We start from the raw sequence: 16572 nt of genomic DNA, 5'->3' as shown, positions 1-16572 counted from the left end.
GTGCGGCGCTGGATCTGGATGATGAGCGGCTGGATCGTCTGGACGATCCACTTCATCGGCATTTACGCCATCGCCAGCATCGGCGAGGTGGTCAGCCGCGCCGCCGACCCGCTGTGGCGCATGGTCGGCTTGGGCTTCAGCGTGCTGTGCCTGCTGGCGGCCCTGGCCCTGCTGGTGCTTGGCTGGCGCGTCCTGAACCGGCAGCGCGAGGGCGAGACCCGACGCTTCGGCGATCAGCTGGCCATGCTGGGCGCAGGCCTCGCGGCGGTGGCCATCGTCTGGCAGGCCGCCCCGACCCTGATCGGCTATTGAGCGTTACAGCGGATCACAGCTTGTTACAGGCGCGGGGTTGAAACGTCGGCCTCAGGGTTCCATTGAAGCCGCAACGAAAACACCCTTCCAGGAGACCGCCCCATGACCGTTCGCGTCGCCATCAATGGTTTCGGCCGCATCGGCCGCCTCGTCCTGCGCTCCATCGTGGAGCACGGCCGTCGCGACATCGAGGTGGTGGCGATCAACGACCTGGGCCCGGTGTCCACCAACGCCCACCTGCTGAAGTACGACTCGGTCCACGGCCGTTTCCCCGGCACGGTAGAGCATGGCGAGGACTGGATCGACGTGGGCCTGGGCAAGATCAAGGTAACCGCCGAGCGCGATCCGGCCAACCTGCCGCACAAGGATCTGAACGTCGACATCGCGTTCGAGTGCACCGGCATCTTCACCTCCAAGGACAAGGCCAGCGCCCACCTGAAGGCGGGCGCCAAGCGCGTCCTGGTCTCGGCCCCCGCCGACGGCGCGGACAAGACCATTGTCTTCAAGGTCAACCACGAGACCCTGACCGCCGACGACATCATCGTCTCGAACGGCAGCTGCACCACCAACGCCCTGGCGCCCATCGCCAAGGTGTTAAACGACCTGTTCGGCATCGAGCGCGGCTACATGACCACCATCCACGCCTACACCGGCGACCAGCCGACGCTGGATACGATGCACAAGGATCTGTACCGCGGCCGCGCCGCCGCCTTGTCGATGATCCCGACCTCGACCGGCGCCGCCAAGGCCCTGGGCCTGGTCCTGCCGGAGCTGAAGGGCAAGCTGGACGGCTCGTCGATCCGCGTGCCCACGCCCAACGTCTCGTGCGTGGACCTCAAGGTCGTGGCCGGCCGCGAAGTGACGGTCGAAGAGATCAACGCCGCGCTCCAGGCCGCCGCCGACGGCCCGATGAAGGGCGTGCTGGCGGTTACCGCCGACCCGGTCGTCTCCATCGACCTGAACCACATCGCGGCCTCCTCCACCGCCGCCCTGCCCCAGACCCAGGTTGTCGATGGCAAGCTGGCCCGCGTCCTCAGCTGGTACGACAACGAATGGGGCTTCGCGACGCGGATGAGCGACACCGCCCTGGTGATGGCGAAGTACCTTTAATATTCAATCATGTGGTAAGAAATCTATCGCCTTCCGCCACTCACGATTGTTCGTAAGAGTTGAGTGTCGGAAGGTGATCGTTTCCACCTCCTTGTCAGACACAAGCCGTTCCTTCAGCGTATCAAGGAGCGGCCGCGGCGCGTAGGGGCTGAAAACGACACGTTCAATGAGATCCAAGGTAATTGGGATCCGACGAGACATCGATCCAAATAACTGCTCCTCGAGACCAACGATTCTATACTCGCGTTCATCCTCAAACATTTTTCTCTTGAGGAACGGCAACTCGTCCGTAGGAACCGCCTTCTCTCGGTTGATGGAGCTCAGGTTTCGGTAGATGACCGGCCCATGTACGAGGCCGTTCACAGCTGCGATGTGCTGGATAAACTTTCGTTTACGGAAAACGACGCAGACGCCATGACCGTGTCCAGCAAAGATGTGCCAATGATGGTAGGTTTCGTCCGCTTCTGTCATACAAAATGCGGTTACATAGTCCGCTGATTTACGCCGTCGGTAGACCTCAAGTCCATGGCTATCATTTTGATCAACCCACTGGACAGGACTGGTTAGAGTTATGCGACGGTGCGTCAGTATATCAATCAGACTCAGAACGTCTGTGTAACGCCTAAGATCACTTCCCATGCCTCGCCCTCCATTCCGCATCTCCCTAATCAATCAGCTTTACCGAGTCGCACAATGACCTTCCGCACCCTCGACGACGCCGGCGACATCTCGGGCCAGACCGCCCTGGTGCGCGTGGACTTCAACGTGCCTACGGAGGGTGGAAAGGTCACCGACGACACCCGTCTGCGCGCCGCCCTGCCGACCATCCAGCGGCTGCGGGACGCGGGCGCCAAGGTGGCGTTGCTGGCCCACTTCGACCGGCCCAAGGGCGAGCGCGTGCCGGCCATGAGCCTGAAGCCCGTCGTGGCCGATCTGGAGACCCTGCTGGGCGCCCCGGTGCGTTTCGCCGACGACTGCGTGGGCGACACCGCGAGAACGGCCATCGCCGATCTGGACGCCGGCGGCGTGGTGCTTCTGGAGAATGTGCGCTTCCACAAGGGTGAGGAGAAGAACGACCCCGCCTTCGCGCAACTGCTGGCCGACCTGGGCGACCTATACGTCAACGACGCCTTCTCGGCCGCCCATCGGGCCCACGCCTCGACCGAAGGGCTGGCGCGTCTTCTTCCCGCCTACGCCGGCGAGGCCATGCGGCGCGAGCTTGAGGCGCTGGATGCGGCGCTCGGCAATCCCGTCAAGCCGGTGCTGGGCATTGTCGGCGGGGCCAAGGTCTCGACCAAGCTGGACCTGCTGCAGAACCTGGTCGGCAAGCTGGATCGCCTGGCCATCGGCGGCGGCATGGCCAACACCTTCCTGTTCGCGCAGGGCGTCGACATCGGCGGCTCGCTGGCCGAGCGCGACATGGCCGACACAGCACGTCAGATTCTGGCGGAGGCCGAGGCCAAGGGCTGCGAAATCCTGCTGCCGATCGACGTCGTCGTGGCCGCCGAGGTCAAGCCAAGCGTCGAGACCCGCACCGTCCTGACCCGCGAAGAGATCGGCGACGACGAGAAGATCCTCGACGCCGGCCCGCTGACGGTCGAGAAGCTGATCAAGGCCATGGCCCTGTCAAAGACCCTGATCTGGAATGGCCCTCTGGGCGTGTTCGAGGTGCCGCCGTTCGACACCGCCACCGTCAAGGCCGCGCGCGCCGCCGCCGATCTGGCCAAGGCCGGGGCCCTGATCGCCGTGGCCGGCGGCGGCGATACGGTGTCGGCCCTGAACCACGCCGGCGTGTCCGACGACATGACCTTCGTCTCCACGGCCGGCGGCGCCTTCCTGGAGTGGATGGAGGGCAAGCCCCTGCCCGGCGTCGAGGCGCTCCAGAGCTGACTCCAGCCTGTTACATTGCGTGACTTTTCGGCGCGCGCGCGTTAGACAACGGGCAAAATCAAAGGGCTCAGGAGACTACTCATGGCGCGCATCACGCTGCGGCAACTGCTCGATCACGCGGCCGAGGAAGACTACGGCCTGCCCGCATACAACATCAACAACATGGAGCAGGGCCTGGCGATCATGGAGGCGGCCGAGGCCGTCAATGCGCCGGTCATCATCCAGGCCTCGCGCGGCGCCCGCAGCTACGCCAACGACATCGTCCTGGCCAAGCTGATCGACGCCCTGGCCGAACTCTATCCGCACATCCCGGTGTGCATGCACCAGGACCACGGCAACGGCCCGGCGACCTGCGCCACCGCCATCCAGTACGGTTTCACCAGCGTCATGATGGACGGCTCGCTGGAGGAGGACGCCAAGACCCCCGCCAGCTACGAATATAACGTCGATGTAACCCGCCGCGTCACCCAGATGGCCCACGCCTGCGGCGTTTCGGTCGAGGGCGAACTGGGCGTGCTGGGCTCGCTGGAAACCGGCATGGGCGAGGCCGAGGACGGCCACGGCTTCGAGGGCAAGCTGGACCACTCGGCCCTGCTGACCGACCCGGACCAGGCCGTCGATTTCGTGCGCGCCACCAAGGTCGACGCTCTTGCTATTGCGATGGGCACCAGCCACGGCGCCTACAAGTTCAGCCGCCAGCCCGACGGCGAAGTGCTGGCCATGAACGTGATCGAGGAAATCCACCGCCGCCTGCCCGACACCCACCTTGTGATGCACGGCTCTTCGTCGGTGCCGCAGGATCTGCAGGACATCATCAACGCCTACGGCGGCCAGATGCCCCAGACCTGGGGCGTGCCGGTCGAGGAGATCCAGCGCGGCATCAAGCACGGCGTGCGCAAGATCAACATCGACACCGACAACCGCATGGCCATGACCGGCGCGGTGCGCAAACTGCTGGCCGAAAAGCCCGGCGAGTTCGACCCCCGCGCTTGGCTCAAGCCCGCCAAGGAAGCCATGCGCAAGCTGTGCATCGAGCGTTATCAGCAGTTCGGCTGCGAGGGCCAGGCGTCCAAGATCCGGCCGCTGTCCACCGCCCAGATGGCCAAGCGTTACGCCTCGGGCGAACTGGACCCCCACTTCGGCAAGGCGACCGCCCAGGCCGCCTAAGATCTGGCCGCCTGATACCGCTCAGACGGGGTATCGCCCGGAAAGCTCGAAGCGGACCCGGTCCGCTTCGTCTTCTGCCCACTGCAGCGCGCGCTCGGCGTCCCGAGCGCGTCGCCGGGCGTCGCGCAGTTCCCCGCGCACTTCTTCAATGCGAGAGCGGATTTGATCCTTCTCCGCGTCGGAGAGCCCTGCTTCCCCCAAGTCACGCTGCTTGGCCGCCAGCTTGTCGGCGCGGTCGTTGATCCAGGCGATGGCGCTGTCCAGGTCCGACCGCGCGGACTCCAGCGCGGACTCCGCAGCGTGCAGCCGAAGCCCATCCCGATAGGCGGGCAGGAAGGCGAACTCCTCTTCAGGCGACAGACCCCGTGATAGTTCTCGCCCCGCCGCCCTGCGTCGAAGCCGCGTTCGAACCGGCAGTAGCCGCGCAGTCCGTCCTCGCGCGCCGACCGATAGGGGGCGGGTTCGGGCGCGATCCCGTATTTGCTGCAGGCCTTGGCGTGGGCGTCGAGACGCTCCATCGGAAAGCCGCGCTCACCGTCGCGATAGCCCTGTCCGCCCCAGTCGCCGGCCCGGCACTGATCCTCGTTCATGCTCGCGCAGCCGCCCATCAGCAGCATGGCGCCCGCGGCCAGCAGGACCGATCTCATCGTCTTCCCCTCTTCATCCCACGCGGCGATTGCGTCGCCGGGGCCCCTCGGTGCTAGATCACGCCGTGGAAGATGAACCTTTGCTGACCGACGATACGGCGGACGTCGACATTCTGGAAGCGCGCCTCGACGCAGGCTCGGGCCGACTCGACAAGGCGTTGGCCGACCTGTTCCCCAGCCTGTCGCGCGCCCGTCTCCAGACCCTTCTGGCCTCGGGCGCCGTGACCCGCGACGGAGCGGCTGTGTCCGGCGGCTCGGCCAAGGCCCAGCCCGGCCTCTATGTCGTGACCCTTCCGCCGGTCGCGCCCGCCGTTCCGGCGCCAGAGGCCATCCCGCTCGTCGTCCTGTACGAAGACGACGACCTGATCGTCATCGACAAGCCGGCCGGCATGGCCGCCCACCCGGCCCCCGGCACGCCCGACGGCACCCTGGTCAATGCGCTGCTGGCCCACTGCGGCGCTGGGCTCTCGGGCATCGGCGGCGTGGCTCGTCCGGGCATCGTGCATCGGCTGGACAAGGACACTTCGGGCGTCATGGTCGCCGCCAAGTCCGACCGCGCCCACGCCGGCCTGTCCGCCTTGTTCGCGACCCACGACATCGAGCGCACCTACATCGCCCTGACGCGCGGCGCGCCAAGCCCCGAGGCGGGCCGCATCCACACGCGCATCGGCCGCTCGTCGTCGGACCGCAAGAAGATGGCCGTGCTCAAGGCCGGGGGCCGCGAGGCGATCACCGACTACAAGGTCCAGAGCGTTTTCGGCCGCCCCGCCAAGCCCGGCGGCGCGCCCATGGCCGCACGCGTAGCCTGCACCCTGCACACCGGCCGCACCCATCAGATCCGCGTGCATCTGGCCTCGGTCGGCGCGCCGATCCTGGGCGATCCGGTCTATGGCTCGGGCAGCCCGGCCATTCCCGTCCGCGCCGCCATCGGCGAGGCCGGGCTGACGCGTCAGGCGCTGCACGCCGCCGTCCTGGGCTTCGTCCATCCGGTGACGGGCGAGACGCTGCTTTTCGAGACGGACCTGCCCGCCGACATGGCCGATCTGGAGCGCCGCCTGGCCGATCTCTAGTCCGTCCTCAAAAAGGATGGACCTTGATAAGCAACAGCAACTGTGCTAGTAAATCCGCCAGCTGGACAGAAGGTGACGCGAGACGGCCACAATCTGTGCATTCTGTGACCATTCGCCTCTCGAAATCGGCGAAACCGATCACCAGATGTCCAGTTGAGGGGCGAGGGTCAGGCGCACATTCGGTGGCCGACCGAAACGTCCGCTCATTTTACGGGTCGGAGGGACCAGGGTCTAATGGCTGCCAACACCACGCTTACCGTCATGTCGCCTGAACAGGGACTGTCGCGCTATCTGACGGAAATCCGCAAGTTTCCGATGCTGACCAAGGACGAAGAGTTCATGCTGGCCAAGCGCTGGTCTGAACACCAGGACGCCGAGAGCGCCCACCGTCTGGTCACGTCCCACCTGCGCCTCGTGGCCAAGATCGCCATGGGCTATCGCGGCTACGGCCTGCCGATCGGCGAAGTCATTTCCGAGGGCAACGTCGGCCTTATGCAGGCGGTCAAGAAATTCGACCCCGACAAGGGCTTCCGCCTAGCCACCTACGCCATGTGGTGGATCCGCGCCTCGATCCAGGAATACATCCTGCGCAGCTGGTCGCTCGTGAAGATGGGCACCACCGCCGCGCAGAAGAAGCTGTTCTTCAACTTGCGCAAGGCCAAGAGCCAGATCTCGGCCTTCGAGGAAGGCGACCTGCGTCCCGAACACCTCGCCGCCATCGCCACCAAGCTGGGCGTGTCGGAGGAAGAGGTCACCAATATGAACCGTCGCCTTTCCGGCGACGCCTCCCTGAACGCGCCGCTGCGCGCCGACGGCGAAAGCGAGTGGCAGGACTGGCTGGCCGACGACACCGCCGTCAGCCAGGAGACTGCGCTGGCCGACAGCGAAGAGAAGTCGCTGCGCATGGGCCTGCTGCAGGAAGCCATGGAGGAGCTGACCGATCGCGAGAAGCACATCCTGACCGAGCGTCGTCTCAAGGACGATCCGGTCACGCTCGAAGAACTGGCCGGCCAGTACGGCGTCAGCCGCGAACGCGTGCGTCAGATCGAGGTCCGCGCTTTCGAAAAGCTTCAGAAGGCCATGCGGGCGGCGGCGGAAGAGCGCAACTTGGTCGACGCCTAAAAGCGAGCCTAGCCGGCCGCCCTCAGATCGGCGGCCGGATCGGCCAGGGCCAGCAGGGCGTTGATCGGCGCGACCAGACCGGCCTTGGTCGGCTGTCCGGCGCTCAGATACCCATCCAGTCCCGCCGCAGCCACCGCCAGACCGGCGTCGCCCGTCTTCTGCGCCAACCCCTTCAGGGTTTCAGCCTGCTGCTTGACGGCCCGAACCGCCTGAGCTGGATCGTTGTCGAACTGGTTCAGGGCGGCGGCCAGGATGCGCAGCGCCTGATCCTTGACGGCGCCGGGGCCAGCCTGCATCGCCGAGTTGTCAGCGCGCCGCTTGCGGGGGCCTGCGTACTCGCCCGAATTGAAGCGTCTGCGGTCAGGTCCGACATAGCCCACCGCCTCCACCCAGGGCCGCGGCTTCAGGGCGACATTCTCCACACGCCGGAACAGGTCGGCGGCGGCGAACGGCTTTCTCAGAAACTCGTGCACCCCGGAATCCCGCGCGCCACGAATGGTGGAAACGGTCGCCTCGGCCGTGACCATGATGATGGGCATGCGCCGACAGCCCAGGCTGGACCGCCGGATCCGCCGCGCCAGATTCTCGCCGTCCAGACTGGGACCGGTCCGCTCCATCAGCATCAGACCGGGCTCGAAGTCGCGCGCCAGATCGAAGGCGCGCGCCTCATCCCCTTCCGTCAGAACCTCGCGCGCGCCAATGTTCTTCATCAGGTCCAGCATCAGCCGCGCCGATGCGGGCGTCGGGTCCACGACGATCACCCGCCGGACGGCGGGCTCGATACGCTGCAGGGTACGGGCGTCAACGGCGAACAAGGACAGCTCCCTAAAGGGGCGCTCACCATGACCGCTTCGGGTTAAGAGCCCGTTGAGCCGCGCCTCGTCCCGCTCATCAGCTGGCGAAAGGATCGCGCATCAGGATGGTGTCGTCGCGCTCAGGGCTGGTCGACAGCAGGGCCACCGGCGCGCCGATCAGCTCCTCGATCCGGCGCACGTATTTGATGGCGTTGGCCGGCAGGTCCTTCCACGACCGCGCGCCCTGGGTGCTTTCGCTCCAGCCCTCGATCGTTTCCCAGATCGGCTCGATGCCTTCCTGCGCCTTCAGCCCGGCCGGCAGATAATCCAGCGTCTGGTCGCCCAAGCGATAGCCGGTGCAGATCTTCAGTTCGGTGAAACCGTCCAGCACGTCCAGCTTGGTCAGGGCCACGCCCTCGATGCCGTTGATGGCGATGGACTGGCGCGCCAGCACCGCGTCGAACCAGCCGCAGCGCCGCGCCCGGCCGGTGACGGTGCCGAACTCGCGGCCCCGCTCGGCAATGCGCTTGCCGTCGTCGTCGAACAGCTCGGTCGGGAACGGCCCCTCGCCGACGCGGGTCGTATAGGCCTTCACGATGCCCAGCACATAGCCGACCGAGCGCGGGCCCAGGCCCGAGCCCGCCGCCGCCTGCCCCGCCACCGTGTTGGACGAGGTCACATAGGGATAGGTGCCATGATCGACGTCCAGCAGCGTGCCCTGTGCGCCCTCGAACAGGATGCGCTGACCGTCGCGGCGCGCCTTCTCCAGCATCCGCCAGACCGGCTGAGTGGCGAAGCGCAGGATCTTCGGCGCCATGGTCAGCAGTTCGGCCTTCAGCGCCGCCGCGTCGACGCTCGCCAGGCCCAGGCCCTTGCGCAGCGCATCGTGGTGGGCCAGCAGCCGCTCGATCTTGGCGTCCAGCGATTCAGGGTCCGCCAGGTCGCCGACGCGGATGGCGCGACGTCCCGCCTTGTCCTCATAGGCCGGACCGATGCCGCGCCCGGTTGTGCCGATCTTGGTCTTTCCGGCCTGGGCCTCGCGCGCCTGGTCCAGATCGCGGTGCAGCGGCAGGATCAGACATGCGTTGTCCGCCAGGATCAGCACCTCGGGCGTGATCGCCACGCCCTGCGCCTCGATCCGCGCGATCTCGTCCAGCAGCGCCCAGGGATCGACCACCACGCCGTTGCCGATGACCGACGGCTTGCCCTGCACCACGCCGCTGGGCAGCAGGCTCAGCTTGTAGACGGTCTCGCCGACCACCAGCGTATGGCCCGCGTTGTGGCCGCCCTGGAACCGCACCACCACGTCTGCGCGGTTGGACAGCCAGTCCACGATCTTGCCCTTGCCCTCGTCGCCCCACTGGGCGCCGACCACTGCGACGTTCGCCAAGATCATTCTCCGCTTCACGAGACTGGAGCGAAAATCAGGGCCGGTTCGGACCTCGTCCGCCGGACCGATTTCACTCTCGATGCGGGGCTGAGCCTATAGCCGGGGAATCATCCGCTGTCGCGCCCGCCGGCGTAAAACTATGACAGTTCCTCGACGGCGACCGCAAAGGCCCAGTCCAGCCACGGCGTGGTGGCCCGGACATCCTCGACCTCGATGGTGCAGCCGCACCACAGCCTCAGGCCCGCCGGTGCGTTGCGATGGCTCTCCACGTCGAAGACCGCGCCCTCGTCCTCCAGCAGCGCCTTCATCCGTCGGACAAAGGCGTGACGCCCCGCCTCGTCTAGCGCCGTCACACGCGGATCGACGATCTTCAGACAGACCGAGGTCGTTGACCGCGTGTCCGGCCGCTCCGCCAGAGGCTCGACCCACGCCGTCCGCTCGACCCATTCGCCCAGCGCCGCCGCATTGGCGTTGGTGCGCCGGATCAGTTCGTTCAGCCCTCCGACCGACTGCGCCCACTCCAGCCCGTCGATCCAGTCCTCCAGAGTCCAGATCGAAAAGGTGTTGATCATCGACCCGGTCGCCAGCTTCCGGTCGAAGCCCTTGTCGTCCTGCAGCCGCAGAACCTTCGGGATCGGCCACGGCGCGCGGTGCGCGTCCAGCCGCTCGACTGCGCGCGGCGACAGGGCGATGACGCCGATGCCCGCCTCTCCGCCCAGCGCCTTCTGGAAACTGAAAGTCACCACATCCAGCCTGTCCCAGGGCAAGGCCATGGCGAAGGCGGCCGAGGTCGCGTCGCAGATGGCGAGCCCCTCGCGGTCCTCGGCGATCCAGTCCGCATTCGGCACGCGCACCCCCGAGGTCGTGCCGTTCCACGGAAACACCACATCCTTGACCGGATCGACCCGCCTCAGGTCCGGCAGCGCGCCCCAAGGCGCCTCCAGCACCTCGGGCTCGAGGTTCAGATGCTCGCGGATGTCGCTGACCCACTGCCAGCCGAAGTTCTCGAAGGCCAGAACCTGCACCGGCCGCGCGCCCAGCAGCGACCACAGCGCGGCCTCGACCGCCCCCGTGTCAGATCCCGGCGTATAGGCCAGGACGTGGCTGTCCGGCACGCCCAGCACCGCGCGCGTCAGCCTCAGCCCATGCGCGAACCGCTCCACCACCTCTGGCGCGCGGATGCCTCGGCCCAGCAGGTCCTGCGGCAGGCCTTCGGCGGACCAGCCCGGCCGCTTGGCCGTCGGACCGGACGAGAACCATGGCCGCGCCGGCCGCACGCTGGGCTTGTTCATTCGTCAGCTTCCCGGCGTATAGGGTCGCTTGGCGCGCCACTCTTCGGCGAAACGGATCAGCGCCTCGTCGGGCGTGGCCGGCAGGGTCACCACCAGCCGCGCCTTCAGGTCGCCGCGCCGCCCGTTCGCATAGCCGCCCCGCCCCTTCAGCCTCAGAACCTGGCCCGAGTTCGAGCCCTTGGGGACCGTCAGCTTGACCCGGCCCTCAGGCGTCGGCGCCTCGATCTTGCCGCCCAGCACCGCGTCGGGGACCGAGATCGGCACCTCCACGACCAGGTCCGCGCCCTCGCGCCGGTATAGCGGATGGGCGGCGATCTTCAGTTCGATCAGCGCGTCGCCTGCCTCGGCGTTTCCCCCCGGCGCGCCCTGCCCGCGCAGGCGGATGACCTGGCCATCGCCCGCACCCTGCGGAATGGTCACGTCCAGCGTCCGGCCGTCCGAGAACTGGATGCGCCGCGTCGTTCCCAGGATGGAGTCCTCCAGGCTGATCTCCAGCGTGGCGCGCACGTCCTGGCCGCGCGCGGTGAAGTCCCGCGCCCCGCGCTGACGGCCCTGGCCGCCGAACATGCCGAACAGGTCGTCCAGGTCGATGTTGTCGAAGCTGGCCCGGCCGCCCGGTCCGCCCTCCGCGCCGGGCCGCGCACGAGCGCCGCCAAAGCCGCCCGCGCCGCCGCCGCCCCCAAAGCCGCGATATTGCTCGCGGCCGTCGGCGTCGATGGCGCCCTGATCGTACTTGGCGCGCTTCTCCGGATCGCCGAGCAGGTCGAAAGCGGCGGTGATGCGCTTGAACCGCTCTTCGGCGGCCTTGTCGCCGGGGTTCTTGTCCGGATGCAGCGTCTTAGCCAGCTTGCGAAAGGCCTTCTTGATGTCCTCGGCGCTTGCGCCCCTGGACACGCCAAGTTCCTTGTAGGGGTCTCCCGCCACGTTCGCCTTGCTCCGCTGGAAGTCAGGTCTGTCAGTTAGGCCATGGCGGCCCCGACCGAAAGGGCGCCTAGGCCGCTGCGTGCGCAGCCGCACCCCAACCGACGCCCTCGACCCACTCGCACACGTCAACGGTGATCGGCTGCTCCGGCCAGGGATCGACAGTCTCCAGACCGCTATCGGCCACCTCCAAGTCAAGTCGCCCGGCTTGGTTCGACAGCGTCACCCTCCAGGGTCCGACATTGCGCGGATCGATTTCGTCCCAGCCGTCATGCCCCGGCCTGCGCGCCAGCCATGACGCTTCAAGCCCGCCCGACCCGCGCCTGACCTCCAGCCGCGCGGGCGCCCAGCCCTTCAGACCGCGCCCAGTCCAGCGCAGACTCGTCGCCGTCGCCACAACACCCCCAGGCGGCGCCCCGCGCGGCACAGCCCGGGCCAGCAGCTCCACGTCCCGCTCCGCGCGCGTCAGGGCCGCCTCCGCCACCGCCTCGTCGACCATCACGACCACGGAGCCTGCCGCCGCCCCGGCCAAGGCCTCGACCTCCGTCCCGTCCAGCCCGCGCAGCAGGCGCGACAACCGCCACGCCCCGTCCGCCATCGGCTCAGCTCGCGCGAACGCCAGCACCTCCCAGCGCCCGGGCTCGACCTCGACCGCCAGCCGATTGCGCCCGCCCAGCACCAGGGCGTCGATCGCGCCCGACGGGTCCCGGCCCTCCAGTCGGATGCATAAGGCGCTGGCTTCATCCCACCGCCCCGCTCTGCCTGGCGCCAGGGCCTCGCTCAGCACGCCTACAGAGCACGGCGCCGAAGCCGACGCGACCGGCCTCAGTGGATCGGCGCTCACCCCGACATGCAGGTCCGCCCCGCCCCAGGGCTCCGCGGCCGCCACGAACAGGGGCGCTCTCGGTCCGCTCTCGGAGGGCGGCAGCTCCAGCACCGCGAACCAAGGCGGGCCCAGCGGCGTCAGCGGCGCGGCCGGGGACGACGGCCCCTCGTCCCATCCCGGCTCGATGGCTTCGACCGGGGCCAGTCCCAGGCTTGGCGTCTCGTCCATATCCAGGCTTTGCACGCGCCAGCGGCCTTCGAGGCCCGGCGCCCTCACGACATCGCCCGGCTCGAGCGTCAGGACCGCGCCCGGCCCCACGCTCAGGGACGCCGTCTCCCGCACCCCGCCCTGGCGCAGCAGCTTTCGCGCCTGCGCTTCGGCCGTTCCTCGGCCGCACACGATCGGCAGGTCCCGGTCCACCCCGCCGCCCTCCCCCTCGCCGCGCACGATTACGGTGCCGACCTGATAGTCGGTTTCGTCATCAATGAACCGCACCCGCGCCGCCGAGGGCGCGGCCTCGAGCCGCCGCGTGATGCGCAACGGCGACCCATCTTCCGGCAGCGTCATGTCCCCGTCATCCAGATCGATCGTCTCCGCCTGATCGGCGATCAGGGCGACCCGGCCGCTCCGCTCGGCCGCCGCCACGCCCAGCACCTCCAGCAGAGGCTCCAGCGCGTCGCGCGTCCGCATGGGCCGGTCGATCACATAGCCGGCCAGGCCGACCATCGGCGGCTCGACTACGAAGTCCGCTTCACCCAGCCCTCCGCGCCTCAGAATGGCTTCCAGCATCGCCGTCGCCTCGCCCGTCAGGCGTCCGTTGAGCCAGTGGCCCGTCCGCCAGCCGCCGGCGTCCGCCCACACGTCCGACCTTCCAGGGAACGCCGGATAGGGCCGCGCATCCCAGCACCAGGCGTCCGCACCCGCCAGCATGGGCCCGCCATAGACCTGCGACACCGGATTGGCCTCGGGCTCGGCATAGTGCGTCAGCACCGCGTCGAGCAGGCGCCGCTGCATGCGATCGTCGCGCCCGCCCGTCGAATGCGGCGGCAGGGCGTTCTCCGCGCTCTTCGGGTCCTGAAACAGATTGGGCGCATTTGCCCCGCGATCCACCGCCGCGCAGCCGAACTCCGTCAGCCGGATCGGCTTCAGCCTCGGCGTCCAGGCCGTGGGCGTCACCTGCCGCACGCCGCCCGGACGGTCGTGGTGGCGGTTCGACCACCAGCCCTTCAGGTCCTTGGGCCGGAAAACCCAGTGCTCGCCATGCGCGCCGTCCAGGATCGGCCTGCGGTCCTGCGCGGCCCGCGCCTCTGCATCGGCGTAGAACCAGTCATGTCCCTCGCCGCCCGCGACCTGACCGGCCAGATAGGCGGGGTCCGCCGGCCCGGCCGCGCCCGCCTCGGCGTCCAGCCCGCCCTCGCCCGCGCGCCAGTCGCCCATCGGCGGATACCAGTCGATGCCGACATAATCGATGTTCGCATCGGCCCACAGCGGGTCCAGGTGAAAGATCACGTCGCCCGAGCCGTCCTGCGGCTGGTGGCCGAAATACTCCGACCAGTCCGCCGCATAGGACAGGTCGAAGCCCGGCCCGACCACCGTCCGGCATTCTGCGGCCAGGGCGCGCAGCTGAGCCACAGCCGGATACCCGCCGTCCGCGTCCCGGGTCCAGGTCAGCCCCCGCATCTCCGACCCGATGAGCAGGCCCGCCGCCCCTTCCTCGGCCGCCATCCGCGCATAATGCAGCGCCATGCGTCGCAGGCCCCAGCCTTGCGCCGTCCCGAACAGGGCGGCGACATCGCTCGCCGCCTCGGCCCCGTCCCGTCCCCTGATCCGCCCTCGCCACGGATAGGCCGCCTGGCGCGCGCCGCCATAGGGGTCCGGCAACGCATTGTCGCTCGGCACGTCCATGAAGACGAACGGATACAGCGTCACCGCCCAGCCGCGCGCCTTCAGCGCCCGGATCGCCTGACGCACGCTGGCGTCAGACGGCGTGCCGCCATAGGCCGGGCTCCCGCCGCTCCTAGAGATCAGATGCGCCGCTTGACGGTCTAGGCCGGCCACGTTCCAGACCTGCGGGATCGTCAGCTTGTCGCGTCGCTCGACGCCCGGCCGAACGCGGCAATGCCCGGCCCTCAGGTCGTCGCCGAACCATCCGACCACCAGGCTGACGCGCTTCAGCTTCGGGCACTGGGCCTCCAACTGATCCAGCGAGACCGCCAAGTCCGGTCGCCCCTCAGCATTGTTCATGTTTTCGGCGACCACCCGGGTCAGGCCGTCGCGCCGCAGCACGACTTCGTCCGCCAGGCAGAACTCGCCGGCGCCGGGGATCAGGCACACCCCCTCCAGACGATCCTCCAGGCCCGGCGCGCTTCCCAGCGGACGCCGGAACACCTCGAAACTCAGCTGCGGCGCCCGATTGCCGAACGGACCCAGCGACAGGTCCTCGAACACCACATAGGCGACGCCCCGATAGGCCGGCGCGGCGCCCTCGACCGCCTCGATCAGGGAATCCGGCGCCTGATCCGGTCCGCCCCGATGCACCCGCATCGTCACGCCCGACAGATCCATCGGCTGGCCGTCAGCCCACACGCGGCCAATCCCGTCGATCGGACCCTCGCACAGCGCCACGGCGAAGCTCAGCGAATAGTCGTTTTCGGTCGTGCGCGGCCCACCCTTGCCGGCTGACGTCGTGCGTCGTCGCTCCAGGAACCGCGCGGCCCAGATGACCTGGCCCGTAACCCGCGCCCGGCCGAACACGCAGGCCATCGGCGCGCCCTCGGCCGAGGACTGGAGCTTCAGGCCTTCCAGCCTGGGCCCGCGCTGCTGCGGCGGCGCCAGGGCGGCCACCAGCCCGTTGTCCACAACCCGGCCCAGCGCCGCGCCGACCGCCTGTCCGACCCCGCCCGCCAGCGCGCCGCCCAGCCCGCCCAGAACCGCCTGCGCCATTCAATGCTCTCCCGTCTCGGGCCAGGTGAAGGCGGCCGCCAGCCGCCGTTTCCACCACGCCCCCATCCAGCTTTCGACCACCGCCCGCCCCCAATAGGCGTGGATCATCCTGGGCTCCGGCCCGTCGTCGGCGCTCAGGATGGCGCAGTGCTTGACCGGAACGTCCGCACTCATGCGGAACAGGATCACGTCGCCCGGCTGAACCTCGTCCAGGCCGATCGGCGTCAGCCAGCGCCCCGCGGCCGCCAGCAGCGCTTCCTCGCCCCCGACCTCGGCCCAGTCCGGGTTGTAGGCCGGCGTCGCTTCAGGCTCCTCGCCGACGACTTCACGCCAAACCCCGCGCACCAGCCCCAGACAGTCGGCGCCGGCCCCCTTGGCGCTGGCCTGATGCCGATACGGCGTGCCCAGCCAGGCGCGCGCCGCCTCCAGCGCCCTCGCCCTCACGACCCGCGGCTCCCGCCGTCGTTGCGTCGCCCGTTGGCCGGGTGAGCCGTCAGGAAATCCTCGCCCGGCAAGTGCGGAAAGCCCTGAAAGTTCTTCCCGTTTCCGAACGTCCCCGAACAGGTGGCGTATCGCTTGTCGCACGTCCGGCCGACCGGGTCAGTCCGGCAGCGCGCATCGCCCAGCACCGCGTCGCACAGACGCCCATAGGTGCGCCCCACCACTCGCTCCAGGGCCGCCATCGGGCCCTCCAGCTCGACCTCGAAGCCGCCGCCGGCCCGCCGGATGCGCGTCAGCGTCCCGGCCCACAGCCGGACCTTCAACGCCGGTCGATCCCAGTCCACCCGGAACAGTTCGACCCGCGCCCCGTCCAGCCGGCCGCCCGCGATGTCCGTCTCGGCCAGGCCGTCCGCTCCCAGTGCTCCGTCAGCCGTCGCCTGACCCGGCGACAGTCCAAGCTCAGTCGCCGCCGCGCCCTGGCGCCAGCCCGCCTCGGGATGGCAGTCGACGCCTTCGACGTTTAGGACACGGTCGTGGTCGGTGAACCCCAGCACCGTCTCGCCGGCGCGCAGTATCCACACATGGCACAGCGTCGCCGCGCCGGAGGCCATCCGGGCGTTCATTTCCTCAGGAACGAACCGCATGGC

The 16572-nt window shown here is 68.7% G+C and carries 15 protein-coding genes; 6 read left to right on the top strand and 9 right to left on the bottom strand.

The window, feature by feature from the left end; genetic code table 11:
* Both E4M01_RS06075 and gap read left to right on the top strand, forming a co-directional pair.
* Window positions 1-312, top strand: a complete 312-nt coding sequence (locus tag E4M01_RS06075) for a hypothetical protein (protein ID WP_135061749.1) — start codon at window positions 1-3, stop codon at window positions 310-312.
* 102 nt (window positions 313-414) lie between these two features.
* Window positions 415-1422 carry a type I glyceraldehyde-3-phosphate dehydrogenase gene (gap, locus tag E4M01_RS06070; protein ID WP_135061750.1) on the top strand — a complete coding sequence of 336 codons (1008 nt, stop codon included), beginning with the start codon at window positions 415-417 and terminating at the stop codon, window positions 1420-1422.
* 3 nt (window positions 1423-1425) lie between these two features.
* Here gap and E4M01_RS06065 read toward each other — a convergent pair whose 3' ends face one another.
* On the bottom strand, window positions 1426-1893 hold the full coding sequence (locus E4M01_RS06065) for a DUF2971 domain-containing protein (protein WP_167765244.1): 468 nt from the start codon (window positions 1891-1893) through the stop codon (window positions 1426-1428).
* Window positions 1894-2115: 222 nt separating this feature from the next.
* Between E4M01_RS06065 and pgk the strand changes: the two genes are divergently transcribed.
* Window positions 2116-3312 (top strand): phosphoglycerate kinase, encoded by a 1197-nt coding sequence (gene pgk, locus E4M01_RS06060; RefSeq protein WP_135061752.1) that lies wholly within the window; start codon window positions 2116-2118, stop codon window positions 3310-3312.
* Between the two features lie 81 nt (window positions 3313-3393).
* Complete coding sequence (gene fba, locus E4M01_RS06055) at window positions 3394-4479, top strand: class II fructose-bisphosphate aldolase (protein WP_135061753.1); 1086 nt, start codon at window positions 3394-3396, stop codon at window positions 4477-4479.
* On the opposite strand, the gene E4M01_RS06050 is transcribed toward fba, so the two are convergent.
* On the bottom strand, window positions 4476-5126 hold the full coding sequence (locus E4M01_RS06050) for a DUF2799 domain-containing protein (protein ID WP_209316079.1): 651 nt from the start codon (window positions 5124-5126) through the stop codon (window positions 4476-4478). The two genes, fba and E4M01_RS06050, sit on opposite strands and share 4 nt — an antisense overlap.
* A gap of 65 nt (window positions 5127-5191) precedes the next feature.
* On the opposite strand from E4M01_RS06050, the gene E4M01_RS06045 reads away from it, so the two are divergent.
* Together E4M01_RS06045 and rpoH are read left to right on the top strand one after the other, a co-directional pair.
* Window positions 5192-6196: an RluA family pseudouridine synthase gene (locus tag E4M01_RS06045; RefSeq protein ID WP_371682915.1), complete on the top strand. Its 1005-nt coding sequence runs from the start codon at window positions 5192-5194 to the stop codon at window positions 6194-6196.
* Between the two features lie 234 nt (window positions 6197-6430).
* A complete protein-coding gene (rpoH, locus tag E4M01_RS06040) occupies window positions 6431-7318 on the top strand; it encodes an RNA polymerase sigma factor RpoH (protein WP_135061755.1) in 888 nt (295 codons plus the stop codon).
* Between the two features lie 8 nt (window positions 7319-7326).
* Here rpoH and E4M01_RS06035 read toward each other — a convergent pair whose 3' ends face one another.
* The 7 genes from E4M01_RS06035 to E4M01_RS06005 form a co-directional block, all read right to left on the bottom strand.
* Window positions 7327-8133, bottom strand: coding sequence for a two-component system response regulator (locus E4M01_RS06035; RefSeq protein ID WP_135061756.1), 807 nt, complete (start codon window positions 8131-8133; stop codon window positions 7327-7329).
* A gap of 76 nt (window positions 8134-8209) precedes the next feature.
* Complete coding sequence (locus E4M01_RS06030; RefSeq protein WP_135061757.1) at window positions 8210-9502, bottom strand: adenylosuccinate synthase; 1293 nt, start codon at window positions 9500-9502, stop codon at window positions 8210-8212.
* A 137-nt stretch (window positions 9503-9639) separates the two neighbouring features.
* Window positions 9640-10794 carry a phosphoserine transaminase gene (locus E4M01_RS06025; protein WP_135061758.1) on the bottom strand — a complete coding sequence of 385 codons (1155 nt, stop codon included), beginning with the start codon at window positions 10792-10794 and terminating at the stop codon, window positions 9640-9642.
* Between the two features lie 3 nt (window positions 10795-10797).
* Window positions 10798-11718: a DnaJ C-terminal domain-containing protein gene (locus E4M01_RS06020; protein ID WP_135061759.1), complete on the bottom strand. Its 921-nt coding sequence runs from the start codon at window positions 11716-11718 to the stop codon at window positions 10798-10800.
* A gap of 67 nt (window positions 11719-11785) precedes the next feature.
* Window positions 11786-15484, bottom strand: coding sequence for a glycoside hydrolase/phage tail family protein (locus E4M01_RS06015; RefSeq protein WP_135061760.1), 3699 nt, complete (start codon window positions 15482-15484; stop codon window positions 11786-11788).
* Window positions 15485-15928: an NlpC/P60 family protein gene (locus E4M01_RS06010; protein WP_135061761.1), complete on the bottom strand. Its 444-nt coding sequence runs from the start codon at window positions 15926-15928 to the stop codon at window positions 15485-15487.
* On the bottom strand, window positions 15925-16569 hold the full coding sequence (locus tag E4M01_RS06005) for a DUF2163 domain-containing protein (protein WP_135061762.1): 645 nt from the start codon (window positions 16567-16569) through the stop codon (window positions 15925-15927). Before E4M01_RS06005 ends, E4M01_RS06010 begins: the two co-directional genes overlap by 4 nt.
* Window positions 16570-16572 lie beyond the last annotated feature (3 nt).

It is taken from the genome of Brevundimonas sp. MF30-B (assembly GCF_004683885.1).
In the GTDB taxonomy this organism is placed as follows: domain Bacteria; phylum Pseudomonadota; class Alphaproteobacteria; order Caulobacterales; family Caulobacteraceae; genus Brevundimonas.
The sequence above is the reverse complement of the archived record's forward strand: the minus strand, read 5'-3'. Positions and strand labels throughout refer to the sequence as shown.